Source organism: Streptomyces sp. CA-135486 (genome assembly GCF_050936555.1).
GTDB lineage: Bacteria > Actinomycetota > Actinomycetes > Streptomycetales > Streptomycetaceae > Streptomyces.
This window is the reverse complement of record NZ_JBNJMM010000001.1, coordinates 4,010,164-4,025,511: the sequence shown is the minus strand read 5'-3', so window position 1 is coordinate 4,025,511 and position 15,348 is coordinate 4,010,164. Positions and strand designations below refer to the sequence as shown.

Here is a 15,348-nt window from a genome sequence, read left to right as displayed (position 1 = left end):
CCTTCGACCTGGTGAAACCACAGGTCCTGGAGGAGGACATCACCCACGGCCGTTCATGATCGCGGTTTCGGTGACGCTCCGTGGCCCGAGCACGGAAAGTGATCCAGAACCACGGTTCAACGAACGGCGACAGCGGGCACAAGCGCGCGCAGCATGGCCCACCCTCCGTAGACGAGCCCTGCAGCTGCAGCTGCGGCGAACACAGGCCAGGCTCGGGCAGCCTCGTCCCAGGCGGCGAGAATCATCTGGAGCAGCAGCACTGTGACGGCGATGGCAACAATGCCGGCCGCCGCGCACTCGCCCGTGCCCCGGGGCCTGCGGCGGCTGCAGTCGACGCCGAGCCATCAGCGTGCCGCCGTGGCGGACACCGACGGCTGCGGTGAGGCCGGCTGCGGTGGAGCGGACTCACCGACGCCGAAGACCGCAGAGCAGCCCTCGGGCACGCGGCCATCGAGTGGGGGCAGCGCGAAGAGCGGAGCGAGGGCCCGGAGCGCGGAGCGTACCGGGCCCGCCTGCCCCCACACCACCGCCACGCCCACGCCACCGCCCCCGAGGCCCCAGAAAAGAAAGACGCACTACACCCACCCACCCACAGCACCCCAATGCGCAGCGCCGGCCGAAGGTCGACCCCACACCACCGCTCTGAAGCGGGCCGGCCGTTGGCCGGCTGGGGCCGCCCCCGTCGGGAGCAGCGGCCGCGCAGCTTGTCGGCGATCGGCCCGCCGCCGGGCGGCCGTCGACGGGCTCTCTGAACGCCCCAACCTTCGGCGAACGCTGGGCCGACGAGTCCCTTCGACTGCTTTCCGTGACGTGGGATGCGCTCTGTGTGTTCGGTATGGCGTGAACTCCACTTGAGGCGGCCGGGCGAGTGGCAAAAGACTTGCCCTGTGCCAACGGGGGACTGGCGCTCCGGTGGGCTGGGTGGCGCATCAGTCAGGTTCGCGATTTGAGGAGACTTCCGAATGCCCGACGCCGGGCCTCGAGGCACCGCGCACCCGATCACGCTGGCCGACGGAACAACTACGCGGACCCGGGAGGTGACACCCGATGACCTCGGACCGATCCAGGCGCTCCACCACCGTTGCTCGCAGGGCAGCCGAGCCCTGCGTTACCACGCGGGTAAGCCCGAGCTGTCTCCGGCCGGCTGGCGGCTGCTGTCCGACCCGGAGCGCGGCACGACCTTGGTGACCACCACCGCCGAGTGCCGGGACCGGATCATCGCCATGACCAACGTCATGCGGACCGACCGGCCAGGGGTGGGCGAACTCGCCGTGCTGGTCGAGGATGAGTGGCAGTCCAAGGGACTGGGCACCGCGCTGGCAGCGCACGCGGCCGATATGGCCCGCCGCGCCGGCCACCACGCCCTGACCGCTGTGGTCGCCGCGATCAACACGCCGATGCTTCACGTCCTGGAGAGCCTGGACGCACCGCCCGTCCGCACCCCCGGGCCAGTCGTCGACGTTTACATACCGCTGTAGCAGAGCCCCCTAAGCCTCGATCCACCGTTCGGCTTCTGATGTTGATCGTTTGAAGTTGGCGGAAGGGCAGGTTGTTCAGCTGTTGGCTGGGCGTGGGCAGGTGGTATCCGCTGATCTGCCCAGCTTTTCCACGAGTCACGGATGGTGGCGGTGGTGGCCTTGGCGTGGAAGACGCCGGCCAGGGCTCCGGCAGCCCGCAGCAGGCTGTAGGCCATGGCCCACAGGGTCAGCCACGCGGCGTCGGCATTGAACCTCCCCGACGGCAGGTGGGCCAGAGGGGAGGCTTTGCTGTCCGCAAGGACTTGTTCGATGACGGCGTGGCGTGTTCCCGCTCGGCCTGCGCATCGGAGATCAGCTCGCCGGTGTCGGGATCAACGAACGCCCGGGGATAGCGGATGTGCTGCCACGCGGCCTCGTCAAGGGAGGCGATGGCCCGCTTGATGGAGGGATTCATCCCGGTCGTGATCGAGGAGTGGGTGCCGGCCCCGCGGCAGGCGGCGACCACGGCTGCGCCGTAGAACTGGCTGTCCGCGGGGTGCGAACTCCGGTGCAGTCGGCCTCGGCGGCAGTGGCCAGGGCCTCGCAGACGAACCGCTCGGCGCCACGGGAGTCGGCGGCCTTGCCCTGCCGCAACCGCACCGCGGCGATCACCGGCCGTGCGGTGGGAGTGCAGATCGTGGCCAGCAGCGGGTTCAGGGTGCGTACCGCCTCGAACCGGCCGACCTGGGCGCCCTGCTTGGCGGGGCCGAAGACTTGCTTGTGGGTGGAGTCGACATCGATAAAGGCGACCTGACCGGCGTCGGGCAGTAGCGGGGTGTAGGCGGCCAGTTCCCGCAGGAACTTCCGGTGCACCGCGTGCAGTTGGAGGGCGTGACCGTGGGTGAATGAGCGCAGGAGCGTGGCCAGCGTGGAGGGGGCGCGATGCTGTCAGCCCCGCGCACATCGCCGCCACCAGCGACATCACCTTCGCCGCCGGGTGCGCCCGGCCGCTGTTGCCCGAATCCTTGGTGCGTATCGCCACCGCGGCCAGGTCCGGCAACCGGGCCCGCTCTGCCAGCCCGGACCACCGGCACCAGACCCGCGTCTGCGACCAGATTCGCCTCGTCCAAACGGGCAGAGACCGCCGCAGCGCGGTGAGAGGATTTCACCGACGAGATGCCTCGCTGATCGTGCGTGGTGAAGCCTTCGACAAGCCCATAATCGCGGGTCACGAGGCATCTCTACGTCTCCACCCCACGTCAGCCAGGCGTCAGCCCGCGACATCATCGAGGCGCGGCGCGTACAGCGGGAGACCAGCCGTCAGCCGAGAGCGTCGAGCAACTCGCGCTCGCGTTGAGCGCCGAGGCCGGCACGTCTTGCCCGGTGCAGACCCTGCTCGCGTTCCCAGAGCAGCGTGTCGGCCAGCAGCTCCGCCCGGGGCCGATGACGCAGCCCTACGGCACGGGCCGCGGACCCGTCCCGGGCGGAAAACCCTTCCCAGCCCGGTTCGACCAGCCACATCGGCAGTGACTCGGCCCCCATGTACTCGGCCACGCCGTTCGTGAGCAGCCATGCCGAGTCGGCGGTGATCAGCGGACCGGTGTGCCTACCGACGGCGCGGGACAGCTCGATCCACTCACCGAACGGAACGACCGGACCGACAGCGTCGTATGTGCCGATGGTCCCCGCATCCGCGGCGTCGAGCAGCCAGGCGGTGAGGTCCCGTACGTCGATCGCCTGTGTCGGCATGGCCGGTGCGTCGGGAACCAGCATCGGCCCTTGCGGGTCGCGTGCGGCACGGGCCACCCAGTAGCCGGAGCGTCCGCTGTGATCCCCCGGGCCACCGATCAGGCCGGCGCGTGCGATGAGAAGGCGGTCGCCCACAACGGCCGTCGACGCCCGTTCGCAGGCGACCTTCGCCTCGCCGTACAACGCGCGGCCGACCTCGCTCCGGTCGGTCGGAGCAAGCAGGGCCGCGGACTCGTCCGCGGCCAGCCTGGCATGGGAGGCATAGGCGCTGACGGAGGAGACATAAGCCCAGTGCCTGGCCCGGCCGCCCAGTGCGTCAAGCGCCTCACGAACGAACCCTGGCTGCCATGACACCTCGATGACCGCATCCCATTCGCGCTCGAGCAGGGGTGCATACGCGGAAGGATCGCGCCGGTCGGCGGCCACCAGCGTCGATCCGCCCGAGACTTCTCCGCTTCCGCCGCGAGCCAGGCACGTCACCCGATGACCGCGCTCAATCGCCTGTCGCGACAGCTCCCGGCCCACCCGCGCTGTTCCGCCCAGAACCAAGATCTCCATCCCGACACCCAAACACCGCGAATACGAGTACCCAGGCGGGTTCGCCGACAGCGGACCCGGATTAGCCGTCAACTGGCCGGCGGCCCCCAGCCCCTGCCTGCGTTCGCCTCGTCAAAGCGTGTAGAGACTGCCGAAGCAGCGCGAAATGGTTTCACCCACGAGATGCCTCAGCCGCACCCAGCATCCGAGGGCGGGCGGTGACCTGGGCGATGATCACCACATAGATACGAGCCGGGCATGACGTGGCCTGCCCCGGGCGGCCAGGCTGCGAGGGTTCCTCCGGACTCGCCTCCCAGGTGAAGCAGCTCGACGGTGCGATGTGCTACGCCTGGGATCATCCACAGTCACCGACGCAATCAGCATCGTGAAGCTGGACCCCGGTGCCGCCCGCCTCCACATGGCAGGGCCTCATTCGATGCGAGCGGAAGCGTCCGACGCCATCAGGACGCCACGGCGCTGTCCCGGCAGTCGGGGCACAAGCCCCAGAAGGTCACGGCGGCCTCCTGGGTCTCGTACTCCTTCGGCAACTGTGGCTCCATGCAGGGAGCCGCACCCACTGTGCACTCGACGTCACGGATGGCGCCGCAGCGACGGCACACGAAGTGGTGGTGGTTGTCGTGGTTCTCGATCTCGTAGCGAGACGGATGGCCGGGAATCTGCGTGCAGCGGACCAAACCGGCGTCCGTGAGGGCGCGCAGTACGTTGTAGGTGGCCTGGAGGGACAGGCGGCCCGTGACTCGCTGGGCGCGCTCGCGCAGGGTTTCGGCGTCGAGGTGGCCGGGCGCCTCGCAGACAGCCATCAGCATGGCCATGCGCTGGGCAGTGACCCGCATGCCTGCCGTGCGCAGCCGTGTCGCGGCCAGCGCCATGGGTTCCTCGGCGGTCGTCATGCTGCCTCGCTCTTCAGGGCGTCCAGGCCATGCAGGTCGGCCTCGCCGATCCATGGTGTGTGCTGGTCGTCCAGGTCGGCTGTGTCCACGTCGACGGACAGCTCGAACCACACGCTCTTCCCCACGGCCCCGTACTCATAGCCCCACCGTGCGGCCAGCATGTCCACGAGCGCCAGTCCGCGCCCGTCCTCATCCTCGGGGCCGGAGTCGGTCGGGCAGGGAGGTTCCGAAGAGCCGTCGCTGACCTGGCATCGCAGACCGGACACCCGCTCGAGGGTGATGCGCAGCGGGCCGACCGCGTGACGCAGCGCGTTGCACACCAGCTCGCTCGCCAGCAGTTCGGCGGTCGGGACGAGCTCGCCCACACCCCATCGGGGCAAAACGTTACGTATCGCGGCCCTCGCCACACCGCACGCGGTCGGTGACCACGGCAGCGGCCAGGGCCCTGCCACGAATGATTCCACGCAGTTCGCGGCCAGGGGCGCGTCGACGGCCGCGGAGGGCGCGGGCAGAGCGGGGCCCTGAAGGCCGACGGAAGCCGTAGCGGCGATCGTTCCGCGCGGGCGAGAGGCTCGGGGGGCTGAGCGGTCCATGAGGGCATGCTTTCGGGGGGCGGTTGCAATCTCTCTTTCGACGGTACGGCTTTTCTGGAGTCAGTCAAGTCTTTGGAGTTCATCAACCTTCATGATTCTTACAAGCTACTGGGGAGGATCGCATCCGGCGGTGGGCTCCGGAATCCAGCCGAGCCCTGCACCCCCGGGAGAACGCGTCACATCGTCCGGCCGTCCGCTGTAGCGCTATCTGCGTAGCGCAACGGGAACTCCCGGCATACGCACCCTGCCCGGCATACGTGCCTTCGCCACCCGCATCCATGTCCTCGCCTGAGGCTACGCAGCCGCTGGAGGCACGTCCGCCGCGGATCACAATGGAGACCACCACCACCACCCTGGACGGCAAGAAGTCACCACCCTCTACGAGCGGGGACTTGCCCATGACCGCCACGAGATCGACCACCTCGAGGGGCGCCCTCCACGGCCCGGCATCCGGACCGGCGTCGCCCCCATCCCGGTCGAGGAGAATTGGGCACGCTGAGTGACGACTGACGCCCGGATCGGCCCCCCAGCAGCTGCCTGCGCCTTCGAGCCCATATACCTCTGTCGCGCGGTGTCCCCAACTCCCCGCCGGGTACACGGCGACGGGGTGGACGGCTGTTCCGCCCGGTGAGGCACACGAAGGAGAACCTGATGGACGGGATCGTACTGCTCAAGGAAGACCACAAGACTGTAGAGAAGCTGTTCAAGCAGTTCGAGAAAGCCGGCGAGAAGGCCCACGTCGAAAAGCGGAAGATCGCCGACCAGGTGATCGAGGAGCTCACCACGCATACCTGGATCGAGGAGAAGATCTTCTACCCGGCTGCTCGGGAAGCCGCCCCGGACGCCAAGGACCACGTCCTGGAGAGCGTGGAGGAGCACCATGTCGTGCTGTGGATGCTTTCCGAGCTCAAGGACCTCGATCCCGCCGACGAGCGGTTCGACGCCAAGATGACCGTTCTCATCGAGAACGTGCGCCATCACGTCGAGGAAGAGGAGAAGGAATGGTTTCCTGACGTTCGCAAGGCCTTGGGCCGCAACCGCCTCACTGAACTCGGCCAGCAGATGGAGAGGGCGAAGAAGAAGGCCCCAGGTGACCCCCTGGCCGTACCCAGCGCTGACCAGTAACCTCCCCCGCCCTCTTTGAGGAATCCACCGACCGACAGTCCCGGCAGCCCCGGCCCTCTCGTCACGCCTCAGCCGGCAGAGTCAACCCCGGTACAGATGCTCGTCCCTGCGTGTCGTATGACTTGCTCCGGGCGCTGTCCGGGCGCGTGGGAGAGGGCTCCGGGTGAGACCCCGCGCCGCCGTCGAGCCGCACACAGGCCCGGTCTGAGCGCCGAGACGACACCGGCGGCTGAACTCCGGTATCGCCGCCATCGTGCGCACCGCCGGCTCAGTCCTCTTCGTCAACGGGTGGCCGCGGACCATCCGCGGGTGCGCACGCAGCAGCGCGAGGCAGTGATCAATCCCAATCTACCGTCGGCGTACCCTCGCCTGCTGTGGCACGCGCGTGATGGAGGGTGGGGCCTGATCGGATACGAGCGCATCGTCGGACGCCACGCCGACTACTCCCCCGGCTCTCCCGACCTACCGCTCGTCGCCCGCGCCTGGTCGAGCTACAGAACACCCCATGCCCTGACATGCAGCTCAAGCGCGCCGAGGACAGATGGAGCGGATACTCCGGCCTGCCGGCGTTGAGAAGCTCGTCGGCGACCGGTGCTGCACACGGACCTCGGGCCGCACAACATGCTGATCACGACGCGCGGGCACCTCATCGACTGGGCATGGCCAACCCGCGGTGCAGCATGTTCGACGGCGTCGACGAACGTCAACTCGCCAAAGCACTCACGCTGGCCGCCGAGGGTCACCCACGAAGAAACCATGCAGTACATCGCCACCCTCAACACCGACGACCTCGACAAAGCCACCCGCCGCGGCTTCGACCCCACCGACCACATCCGCACCCCCCGCCTCACCGACTCACAAGACGGGGGACTCTTCGGCTTCCGGCTCTGCCTTCAACGGCCCTGGCACCTACCGAATGCGCGTCCACGCCCGCGGCCGACACATCAACCCCGACGGCGTCCAGGAAGACGACGAGCCCATCGCCGAGCACTACCGGATCCAGGTCTGGCCCACATCCTGAACGTCCGTAGCGGACGGCGCCCACTGACAACTCCGAGCAGCGTGACCACACCTCCAGGCTGGCGCACGGATCCTCATGGGCGGCCGGACGGTATAGGAGGAGGGGCGGACGATCAGGCTTCCCGGGAGTCTCTGGCAGCCATCCGCGTCAACGATCTCTGCAGCGGGTCCGTCGCGGAGGTCACGCGGTCTCAGGGGGTAGCGGGGAACCTGCCCCGCTCAAGGAGGCTCTCCATGCTGGTCCGAGAATCCTCGTTCACTGTCGACCTCGGCGAAAACGGCTACCTCATCGGCTTCACCGACGACTACGAGTACCCCCCGGGGAGGCCCTTCGGCTGGTGCTGCGGCCCGGCCACCGACGCCAACGCCGTCGTCCTCACCACCACCGACACGGGTCCCCTCGAGATGAGCATCCAGGTCCACGACGCCCCATCGGCCCCCGAGACCAGCGGCGGCTGGGAGCCCGTGGAGGAAATCAGCCTGCGAGCCGACACCCCCCTTCACTCGAATTTTGAATGCGTGTTCCCATTTCTGCAGTCGGGCTTGAGCCTGCTTTTGATGCGAACTGTAGATCGATAATGGCTAGTCGGACCGGCTCCGGGCCCTAAGACAGGGCTGATGCGTTCTCAGGTGGTGAGATGAAGTAGCTCGCACGCGTGGGCAGGTTGTGACCGGTAGTGGTCACGCGGACCGAACCGTACGCAGACGCAGCCACCGTGCACGAAGCAGGGTCAGAGCGCCCGGATAGGTCGCTCACCCGTTGGCTGTGGCCGTGCCGGTCATCGTCCCCGGCCGTTCGGGGGATACGCGGGCCGCATCCGGCGCGTTTCCCGCCCCGCCGGGCATCCCTTGGTGGAACGAAAGGGAGACATGATGCCGCTCTATCTATCGAGATTCAGCTATACACCGGAGACTTGGGCGAGGTTGATCGTCCACCCCGAGGACCGCGCAAAGGCCGCTCAGGCGTACATCGAGTCCGTCGGCGGGAAGCTCCACGGCTTCTGGTACGCCTTCGGCACGCACGACGGCTACAACCTGTGGGAGGCCCCCGACCACGTGTCCATGGCCGCGGTTGCGCTGGCGATTAGTGGAGGCGGCGCGCTTAGCTCGTTCGAGACGACAGTTCTCCTGACCGTGGATGAAACCATGGAGGCCCTGCGCAAGGCCGAACGAGTCCAGTACCGGGCGCCGGGCGCGTAGCGGTCCAGGCCGATGCGTTCTCTGGTGACGAGATGAGCGGTTCGCCCAGGTGTGGTCATTCGCGGGTGATCCGCCGGACTGGAAACGAACGCGACTCCTGTCGTTGCGGCGCTACGGCCGACGTTCCAGGACCTTGGCCACCGCGGCGTCGACCTCGGGTCGGCCCTAAGCGCCGGCCTTCCGGAACTTCTCCCGCAGCGGCGCTTCGCCCTCGAGCAGGGTTTGGTTTCCGGGCCGGAGCCTCAGCTGTTGGCCAGGGTGCGGCCGAGGAGGGGGAGCAGGCGGTCCCAGTGGAGCTGCAGTGCGGAGGGGTTGAAGGCGTCGGTGTCGGACATGGTGAAGCCGTGGATGGTGCCGGGGTAGATCTCGGAGGTGTAGCCGACACCCGCGGCGTCCAGGGCCTGGTTGAGCTCGCCGAGGGCCTCGGGCGTCATGTCGGTTTCGGCGTGGCCGAGGTGGACCTCGGCGGTGAGGCGGTGCAGGCTGTCGGGCCCGTCGGCGCCCACGGGGCCGTGGAATCCGGCGACGGCGGCCACCTGGTCGGGGTGGGCCGCGGCGGTGCGCATCGCCAGGAGGCCGCCTATGCAGTAGCCGGTCACGGCGACCGGTCCGGCGCCGACCTCGGGCTGGGTGGTGAGGAACCTGAGGTAGGCGTCGGCGTCGCGCAGGGTACGTTCGGCGGTGTGCTCCTCGATCAGGGGCATCAGCTGGGCGATGACCGCGGGCCGGACCTGTTCTCCGATGTGCTCGGGAAGTTCGATCAGCGGTGCCGGGCCGTGTCGGTAGAAGAAGTTGGGAACGAGCACGTAGTACCCGTGCCCGGCCAGTTCGCGGGCCATCTCCCGCAGCACGGGCCGGATGTCGAAGGCGTCCGCGTACATCAGCACCCCGGGGTGCCGCTCGCCGTGGTCGGGAAAGGCGGCGAAGGCGTCGGCCTGGCCGTCTGTGGTGGGAATCTGCAGCGCCTTGGTGGGAATAGCGGATCTTCCTTCCTTGGAGTTCACCGAAATAACGTTTGTTGCACTAACGTTTTCGGCGTGAGTGACCGTACATCGTTAGTCGGACTAACGCAATGAGTAGGATGGGCGCCATGATCAGAGTCGAAGCCGCGGACGTGCCCGACGACCGCGCGCTCAAGACGCCCGACAGGCTGCGTCGGCGGGCGAGCCGACTGTTGTCGCAGCTGACCATGCGGTCGGACCGGCTGATCACCGAGGGGCTGGCCCGGGCCAACGCCCGCAAGTGGCACTACGCCGTGCTCGCCTCACTGCAGGAGTACGGGCCGGGCAGCCAGGCGGAGCTGAGCAGGCGCTCCGGCATCTACCGCAGCGACATGGTCGGGGTGCTCAACGAACTGGCCGAGCGTGACCTCGTCGAGCGGGCGCCGGATCCCGATGACCGGCGCCGCAACATCATCACGATCTCCGCCCGAGGCCGCCGTAGCCTGCCCCGCCTCGACAAGGTCCTGGACGACCTCCACGACGAACTGCTCGCGCCGCTGAGCCCGGCCGAACGCGACCAGCTCGTGCAGTTGCTCACCCGCCTGCTGGACCACCACACCCGGACCTCCTGAGCCGCGTAGCGGCATCCGGCATCAACGCCGCCCGGGGCGCTGTTTCATGGGTGGTCGCCTGTGAAACACGGCGCCGCGCGGTGGTCCACCTGCAGCGATCATGTTTCATGAGTTGTTGCAAACGGCTGGATGCCTGAAACACCCTCACTGAAACGATCTGGGGTCGTGAGCGACGACTTCAAGCGCGTGGAAGCGCACGCCTGCCCGATGTCCACTTGCGCCTGATGGTGGCGAAGAAGGACTCGGCGAGCGCGTTGTCCCAGCACTGCCCGGTGCGGCCGACCGACAGCCGAACTCCGAACTGGTCTGCCAGGACGGCGAATTGGTGGCTGGTACTGGCAGCCGCATTAGGAATAGAAGATCAACGGATGGCTGGGGCGACGCTGTCGGCAGGCGGCCCTGAGGGCATCGGCAACAAGATCGGCCCGCAGATCGTCGGCCGTCGCCCAGCCGACCACGCGGCGCGACGCGATGCGATCCGCCACGTGCTGCATGGTGACCTTCTGATCCGTAGGATCGGGCAACCCCTCGCCAGGGACCCCGGCGGCCTCCTGATCTGCTCGCCGAGGTAAGCCCTCGGCAGTCGGTGTGTGCCGTCGTTGCCGTCAGCGTTGCCGGCCGTCATTCTTGGGTCGCCCGGACGCCTGTCCGATCCGTGCCACGCCTCCTCCTACGCCCTGGCGGCGGCGTTCGTGGGGACTGCGACATCAGCGCTACTCTGCGGCTCATGGCTGAGGCTTTCGTCACCGGTGGCGAACACCCGTCGTGCGGCATCTGTCCCTCACGCCGCTTCCCGCTGGGCGAGTTCGACGTGTTCGAGCGTCCCTCCGCCGACTGCCCTTTCAACCCTGAGGATGGGCACCGGTACACGGCGGCTGGGGTGCCCGTGTGCGTACACCCGGAGAAGGTCGGTCTGCCGCCTGGCCGGTACAAGACCGAGGGCGTGCCCTTCGCGGTGGAGCTGCGGTTGCCGGACAGCCCGGCAAAGCTGGACGCCTACCTGTACGAGGTGATGCACAGCGCAGCGCCCGGAGTGCTCGAACTGCTTATCGAGCAAGCTACCGAGGAGATCCCGCGGGTCTTCCCTGAGGTGGATGTACTCCAGGTGCTGCGCCGCGCGCTCAACTAACCGGCGGTGGCAAAGCCGGGGGCGAAACCTACGGCCGCCCTCAAAGATGCCCAGCGGCTCGTACTTCGCGACCACGACCGCCTTTCGCTTCACCGTCTCCTCCTTGCCGATCCAGAACCGCTCGTTCAGCGGCCCCCAGGCGGCTCGATAGACCTGGTGTGTGTAGTCGCCGTGATCCCAACCGCCGATCTGCTCACGATCGGTGGCGTGGACGAACCTGATTCCGGTCCGCTCCTGGACGCGGCTGAGCACGGTGAACTGCGCCGCGAGGGCGTGAATCATCTCGTCCACGGGGACGGAGACGGGAATCTCGGCGGCCTGCTCATCGCCATCGGTCATCTCATAGACGGCCGACTTGATGGCCATGGCCCGAAGCGCCTCAGGGAAGAGCGGCACGGTGTCCGTCTTCACATCGAAGCCGTCCACGAGAGCGTAGCCGGTGAAGCTCTGCCAGTCCTCGAAGAAGAGCGCAACGGGGGCAGCAACGGCTATAGCGGCCACCGCAGTTCTTGCCAGCGGGCTCACTACGCCCGCACATGCCGCGCCCTCCTGGAACAAGACCGTCAAGTGCAAGCAGAAGGACTGGGACGGCAGGGTGGTCCCCACCCGCGTCGGCAACAGCAAGCTGGGCTGGAACCACTTCTCCGGCAAGCACAACATCAAGAAGTGCCGGATCGTCAACGCCGCCATCGATGGCAAGCCCGACAAGAAGAACGGCGCCCGCCTCGAATACTGGGCCTACGCCTGGAACGGCAACCGCCGAGTGCAGGTCATCGTCATCGTCCAGTACGCCCGCAAAACTGCAGATGGCGTCTACGATGCCGGCCCCGGCCAGAAGATCGGAGTCATCACTGCCTACTGCAAGGGCCTCAACAAGTGCCCCAACTGGCTCAACCAGTGACATCGTCGACGAGTGACTTCCATGCATGAAGAGATCGCGGAGCAGCAGGCGGACATCACCCGCCTGCTGCTCCACCACATCCACGCCCCCCTCCCCGGTGGCCAATTCATCCGCGGCGTCCTGCCCGCACCCTCCCCCGTCGAGGCCATCCGCATCGTCACCAGCGCTCACAACGTCCACGCACCGAACGAGTCGACCGTCTGGGAGATCCCCCTTCGCTCAGCCGACGACCCCGAGGACTTGACCGGCCCGGATGACATCCTCGGCATCCTCCGCGCTCTGCACACCGGCACCCATATCTACTCCAGCGACCACTTCAGCACCGTGATGGGCATGCCCCTCATCCACGTCGACCCCGCGACGGTGACCCCCATTGAGCCCACCGCCGCCGACGACGCCCTCACCATCCTGCGCACCCTCATTGACCCCTACAGCGAAGAACAGCCCGACCCCCGCCTGCGCGGATTCCTCCTCCAGGCCCCAGAGCGGCTGCGCCTTTACCTCGACACAGCAGACAACCCTGACGTGACCGCCGCCGACGTACGGCCGTCGGGTGCTGTCACCGCACTGCTCGCAGCTCTCCCGTCCCTGATCACCGAGGAAGAACGCACGATGCATGATGACACCGACCCCCACTGCTCCCGCCTCGTTGACTTGACCCGCTGGTAACACCAGCCCAGAACAACGACAACCTGCGCGAGCTGCTGGACGCCTGCGAGCGGACTCCCCCGCGGCCGCGAGGGAGTCCCGGTTACGCGGCTGCACGAGCAGCATCCGTGTGCCGTCGGAGCGGGCAAATGATGCGCTACGTGATGGCCGAGTCTGATTCGGGAGACCGATTGGGCTTCGGCCCCCATGGTGCTGTGCAGCGCGGGGCCGAAGGGGTGCCGTCCTCGCTCCGACTCAGGTCACTGGATTCCGGCGGCTCTGGTCACCATGCGTTGATGACCGGCGAGTCGAGTTCGTACTGCCGCCAGGCCTCGTTGAGGCGCGCGAGCCGGTCCGCGGCGGCGATGCCGCGCAGGGACGCGACCTTGCCGTCGCTGACTTGGAACGCCACGGCGCCCACGACCCGGTCGTCGACCACGGCGAGGACGGCCGGGGAACCGTTGACCAGCGCGATATGGATCGCGGGCGAGCCGCCGGCCGGCCGCCGCTTCGCCGGCGTGGGCTTGAAGCCGGCCCGCACGTAGGAGGCGACCCGCTCGCGCGTCTTGTACCGCAGCAGCCGCTTGCCCAGTCCGGCGCCGTCCGAGACCGCCGTCACGTCGTCGGTGAGCAGCGCCACCAGCCGTTCGGTGCGCCCCGACGTGGCGGCGGCGAGGAGGGATTCCAGCGGGCCAGCGTCCAGGCCCGCTGCCCCACGCTCACGGAGGTGTCCAGGTGCGTCGCGTTGGTCAGCAGCAGCACCTCAATACCGATGCCCCGGACCAGTAGGAGGGCACTGACGCCCGACCCCAGCCACCTTGCCAGCAGAGCGGGAACACCCCGGAGCCTGGACCGGGCAAGCAGCCATGCCAGCAAGGCGCCGAGGAGGCAGAGCGCACCCACACCCCACAAACCGGCTACGACGAACCACAGCGGACGCTCGGTGGCCAGCGGACCGGCGGAGATGCTCAGCCCCACATCACCGCCGACGGCCCAGTAGAAATGCAACCCTGCGAACGCGGCCGCCCACAAGCATGCGATACACCCCCACAGCGTGGACGGTTTTGCGCCCGCTCCCTCCGGTTCGCGTTTCACCGCCGGCCCTCAAGGGCATCGTGCCTGTCAGCGCACGGCCCGTCTGCTTCCTGTGGCAACACGATGAACGCCGTGCCCTTGGTCAGGTCGATGCTGGAGCGGGGCGGCGCACCGTCGCTCTCGTCGTCCCGCCGCAGCAGCTCCACCCGCCGCTGCTCCAGCTCCACCATCTTGGTTCCATTCACGACCGCCGTGAATTCATCGAAGACCGTGTTCGACAACGACTGCCCCGTGCGCCTGCGTAGCCACGGGATCAAGCCCAGCCCCGTGAACCATCGCCACGCGCTCTCCACCAAGGTGAACAAGACCAGCAGACACACGAACGCCGGAAACGACATGGCCCACATCGCCACAGCTGGCCCCCCATCGTCCTCAACACAGTTGGCGGCCGGGAACGACGGAGGGTTCGGCGTCGTGCCCATCGGACCTGCGGACTGGGAGAACTCGGGACCCCAGACATCGCTCCGCGCATGGACCGCTCGCACAGACACGCGACACCCATCCCGACAGCGTCGCATGTCACCCGATAGGGGTGGCTCCCAATCTCGCGGGCAACGCGCTCAGCCCAGAGCGGCACAGGCCGCTCGGTCCCCTCCACCGCCGTCGTTGGACTCGTTTCGCTGATTGCCATGGGATCACTGTTCTGGATCCGCAGCGCGCAAGGATCCGGCCAGCGCATGATCCGCTCCCCCATGCGGCGGAGGCACCGCCATGGAGATCCACCTCATGGCGGAGTGCCGTGGGAGCAGGCCGGCTTCGGTAGACCGTCGGTCACGCCGCCCGCGGTCAGGCCGGACACGCACTCGTCGTGGCCGCCGCTCAGTCCGACGTAACACGCCATCCGGACGGCCTCCCCTATTCCACAAGAACGTCCCGCCCGGACACGCGATCTAACGGTTCCGGAGCGGAGGCGTACCGCCGCCTACGCCGGCCTGACCGATTCGAGAAGATCGACGCAGCGGCCGAGAAGGGCGACGAGCGATTCCCGCTCCTCCTGGGTGAACTCGGCCGCGAGGGCACGCTCGACCCGGATGGCGCGGGCGTCCGCATCGGCCATGACGGCCTTGCCCTCCTCGGTCAGGCGGGCCTCCAAGACGTTCTTGTGCCACTCATGCTGGGTGCGCTCGATAAGGCCGTGCGCCTGAAGGTTCTTCAGCACCGTGTTCATCGTCGGAGGCGTGACCCCGCACGCCCGTGCCAGCCCGGCCGCCGAGATGCCGGGACGCTCGGAGAGGAACAGCAGGGCGGCGTACTGCGCGACGGTCAGACCGGCCGGCTTGAGCGCAGCGTGCTTGGTGGTACTGAGGGCCTGTTCGGCGCGCTTGATATGCGAGCCGAGGCGCTCGGCGGCGGGCATGGACGTCATCCACGCATCGTAGCGACCATGCAGGCATTAGTACCTTGACGAGC

19 protein-coding genes and 1 pseudogene are annotated in these 15,348 nt (G+C 67.9%); 7 read left to right on the top strand and 13 right to left on the bottom strand.

Features of this window, described 5'->3' with window-relative positions:
• Nucleotides 1–962 precede the first annotated feature (962 nt).
• Nucleotides 963–1,478: an N-acetyltransferase family protein gene (locus ACQEVG_RS18200; protein WP_432984486.1), complete on the top strand. Its 516-nt coding sequence runs from the start codon at nt 963–965 to the stop codon at nt 1,476–1,478.
• 226 nt (nt 1,479–1,704) lie between these two features.
• On the opposite strand, the gene ACQEVG_RS18195 is transcribed toward ACQEVG_RS18200, so the two are convergent.
• The 5 genes from ACQEVG_RS18195 to ACQEVG_RS18175 all read right to left on the bottom strand — a co-directional run bounded on the left by ACQEVG_RS18195 (nt 1,705) and on the right by ACQEVG_RS18175 (nt 5,247).
• Nucleotides 1,705–1,932, bottom strand: a complete 228-nt coding sequence (locus tag ACQEVG_RS18195) for a hypothetical protein (protein ID WP_432984483.1) — start codon at nt 1,930–1,932, stop codon at nt 1,705–1,707.
• Nucleotides 1,929–2,330, bottom strand: coding sequence for a hypothetical protein (locus tag ACQEVG_RS18190; RefSeq protein WP_432984481.1), 402 nt, complete (start codon nt 2,328–2,330; stop codon nt 1,929–1,931). The genes ACQEVG_RS18195 and ACQEVG_RS18190 overlap by 4 nt, the downstream gene beginning before the upstream one ends.
• A gap of 447 nt (nt 2,331–2,777) precedes the next feature.
• A complete protein-coding gene (locus tag ACQEVG_RS18185) occupies nt 2,778–3,764 on the bottom strand; it encodes an NAD-dependent epimerase/dehydratase family protein (RefSeq protein WP_432984478.1) in 987 nt (328 codons plus the stop codon).
• A 440-nt stretch (nt 3,765–4,204) separates the two neighbouring features.
• Nucleotides 4,205–4,654 (bottom strand): Fur family transcriptional regulator, encoded by a 450-nt coding sequence (locus tag ACQEVG_RS18180; RefSeq protein WP_432984475.1) that lies wholly within the window; start codon nt 4,652–4,654, stop codon nt 4,205–4,207.
• The gene (locus tag ACQEVG_RS18175) at nt 4,651–5,247 is read right to left on the bottom strand and encodes an ATP-binding protein (RefSeq protein ID WP_432984472.1); all 597 of its coding nucleotides are present in this window, start codon (nt 5,245–5,247) and stop codon (nt 4,651–4,653) included. Before ACQEVG_RS18175 ends, ACQEVG_RS18180 begins: the two co-directional genes overlap by 4 nt.
• A gap of 651 nt (nt 5,248–5,898) precedes the next feature.
• Between ACQEVG_RS18175 and ACQEVG_RS18170 the strand changes: the two genes are divergently transcribed.
• The 3 genes from ACQEVG_RS18170 (at nt 5,899) to ACQEVG_RS18160 (ending at nt 8,592) form a co-directional block, all read left to right on the top strand.
• Nucleotides 5,899–6,372, top strand: coding sequence for a hemerythrin domain-containing protein (locus ACQEVG_RS18170; RefSeq protein WP_432984469.1), 474 nt, complete (start codon nt 5,899–5,901; stop codon nt 6,370–6,372).
• Between the two features lie 1,254 nt (nt 6,373–7,626).
• Nucleotides 7,627–7,971: a hypothetical protein gene (locus ACQEVG_RS18165; protein WP_432984466.1), complete on the top strand. Its 345-nt coding sequence runs from the start codon at nt 7,627–7,629 to the stop codon at nt 7,969–7,971.
• A 294-nt stretch (nt 7,972–8,265) separates the two neighbouring features.
• Nucleotides 8,266–8,592: a GYD domain-containing protein gene (locus ACQEVG_RS18160; RefSeq protein WP_432984463.1), complete on the top strand. Its 327-nt coding sequence runs from the start codon at nt 8,266–8,268 to the stop codon at nt 8,590–8,592.
• 242 nt (nt 8,593–8,834) lie between these two features.
• On the opposite strand, the gene ACQEVG_RS18155 is transcribed toward ACQEVG_RS18160, so the two are convergent.
• Nucleotides 8,835–9,569, bottom strand: coding sequence for a dienelactone hydrolase family protein (locus tag ACQEVG_RS18155; RefSeq protein WP_432985471.1), 735 nt, complete (start codon nt 9,567–9,569; stop codon nt 8,835–8,837).
• A gap of 113 nt (nt 9,570–9,682) precedes the next feature.
• Here ACQEVG_RS18155 and ACQEVG_RS18150 point away from each other — a divergent pair, with 113 nt between their 5' ends.
• Nucleotides 9,683–10,165, top strand: a complete 483-nt coding sequence (locus ACQEVG_RS18150; RefSeq protein ID WP_432984460.1) for a MarR family winged helix-turn-helix transcriptional regulator — start codon at nt 9,683–9,685, stop codon at nt 10,163–10,165.
• A gap of 178 nt (nt 10,166–10,343) precedes the next feature.
• Here the strand turns inward: ACQEVG_RS18150 and ACQEVG_RS18145 are convergent, their stop codons facing one another.
• The 3 genes from ACQEVG_RS18145 to ACQEVG_RS18135 form a co-directional block, all read right to left on the bottom strand.
• Nucleotides 10,344–10,454: a hypothetical protein gene (locus ACQEVG_RS18145; RefSeq protein ID WP_432985468.1), complete on the bottom strand. Its 111-nt coding sequence runs from the start codon at nt 10,452–10,454 to the stop codon at nt 10,344–10,346.
• A gap of 58 nt (nt 10,455–10,512) precedes the next feature.
• Nucleotides 10,513–10,650: a hypothetical protein gene (locus ACQEVG_RS18140; protein WP_432984457.1), complete on the bottom strand. Its 138-nt coding sequence runs from the start codon at nt 10,648–10,650 to the stop codon at nt 10,513–10,515.
• A 296-nt stretch (nt 10,651–10,946) separates the two neighbouring features.
• The gene (locus tag ACQEVG_RS18135) at nt 10,947–11,795 is read right to left on the bottom strand and encodes a hypothetical protein (protein ID WP_432984454.1); all 849 of its coding nucleotides are present in this window, start codon (nt 11,793–11,795) and stop codon (nt 10,947–10,949) included.
• Nucleotides 11,796–11,889: 94 nt separating this feature from the next.
• On the opposite strand from ACQEVG_RS18135, the gene ACQEVG_RS18130 reads away from it, so the two are divergent.
• The gene (locus ACQEVG_RS18130; protein ID WP_432984451.1) at nt 11,890–12,195 is read left to right on the top strand and encodes a hypothetical protein; all 306 of its coding nucleotides are present in this window, start codon (nt 11,890–11,892) and stop codon (nt 12,193–12,195) included.
• A gap of 12 nt (nt 12,196–12,207) precedes the next feature.
• A complete protein-coding gene (locus ACQEVG_RS18125) occupies nt 12,208–12,864 on the top strand; it encodes a hypothetical protein (RefSeq protein ID WP_432984448.1) in 657 nt (218 codons plus the stop codon).
• Between the two features lie 262 nt (nt 12,865–13,126).
• On the opposite strand, the pseudogene ACQEVG_RS18120 reads toward ACQEVG_RS18125, so the two are convergent.
• From ACQEVG_RS18120 to ACQEVG_RS18105, 4 genes and pseudogenes are all read right to left on the bottom strand, one after another.
• Nucleotides 13,127–13,531 (bottom strand): annotated as a pseudogene (locus tag ACQEVG_RS18120) (RNA polymerase subunit sigma-70); the annotation flags it as partial.
• A complete protein-coding gene (locus ACQEVG_RS18115) occupies nt 13,459–13,821 on the bottom strand; it encodes a DUF3995 domain-containing protein (protein ID WP_432985465.1) in 363 nt (120 codons plus the stop codon). The pseudogene ACQEVG_RS18120 and the gene ACQEVG_RS18115, both read right to left, overlap by 73 nt.
• Before the next feature lie 113 nt (nt 13,822–13,934).
• On the bottom strand, nt 13,935–14,360 hold the full coding sequence (locus ACQEVG_RS18110; RefSeq protein WP_432984445.1) for a DUF6191 domain-containing protein: 426 nt from the start codon (nt 14,358–14,360) through the stop codon (nt 13,935–13,937).
• 500 nt (nt 14,361–14,860) lie between these two features.
• The gene (locus tag ACQEVG_RS18105) at nt 14,861–15,304 is read right to left on the bottom strand and encodes a MarR family winged helix-turn-helix transcriptional regulator (protein WP_432984442.1); all 444 of its coding nucleotides are present in this window, start codon (nt 15,302–15,304) and stop codon (nt 14,861–14,863) included.
• Nucleotides 15,305–15,348: the final 44 nt, after the last annotated feature.

Bases quoted from the DNA above. Each gene is read 5' to 3' on its own strand.
- ACQEVG_RS18200 (WP_432984486.1), top strand. From the start codon at position 963: ATGCCCGACGCCGGGCCTCGAGGCACCGCGCACCCGATCACGCTGGCC.
- ACQEVG_RS18195 (WP_432984483.1), bottom strand. From the start codon at position 1,932: ATGAATCCCTCCATCAAGCGGGCCATCGCCTCCCTTGACGAGGCCGCG.
- ACQEVG_RS18185 (WP_432984478.1), bottom strand. From the start codon at position 3,764: ATGGAGATCTTGGTTCTGGGCGGAACAGCGCGGGTGGGCCGGGAGCTG.
- ACQEVG_RS18180 (WP_432984475.1), bottom strand. From the start codon at position 4,654: ATGACGACCGCCGAGGAACCCATGGCGCTGGCCGCGACACGGCTGCGC.
- ACQEVG_RS18175 (WP_432984472.1), bottom strand. From the start codon at position 5,247: ATGGACCGCTCAGCCCCCCGAGCCTCTCGCCCGCGCGGAACGATCGCC.
- ACQEVG_RS18170 (WP_432984469.1), top strand. From the start codon at position 5,899: ATGGACGGGATCGTACTGCTCAAGGAAGACCACAAGACTGTAGAGAAG.
- ACQEVG_RS18165 (WP_432984466.1), top strand. From the start codon at position 7,627: ATGCTGGTCCGAGAATCCTCGTTCACTGTCGACCTCGGCGAAAACGGC.
- ACQEVG_RS18160 (WP_432984463.1), top strand. From the start codon at position 8,266: ATGCCGCTCTATCTATCGAGATTCAGCTATACACCGGAGACTTGGGCG.
- ACQEVG_RS18150 (WP_432984460.1), top strand. From the start codon at position 9,683: ATGATCAGAGTCGAAGCCGCGGACGTGCCCGACGACCGCGCGCTCAAG.
- ACQEVG_RS18110 (WP_432984445.1), bottom strand. From the start codon at position 14,360: ATGGGCACGACGCCGAACCCTCCGTCGTTCCCGGCCGCCAACTGTGTT.
- ACQEVG_RS18105 (WP_432984442.1), bottom strand. From the start codon at position 15,304: ATGACGTCCATGCCCGCCGCCGAGCGCCTCGGCTCGCATATCAAGCGC.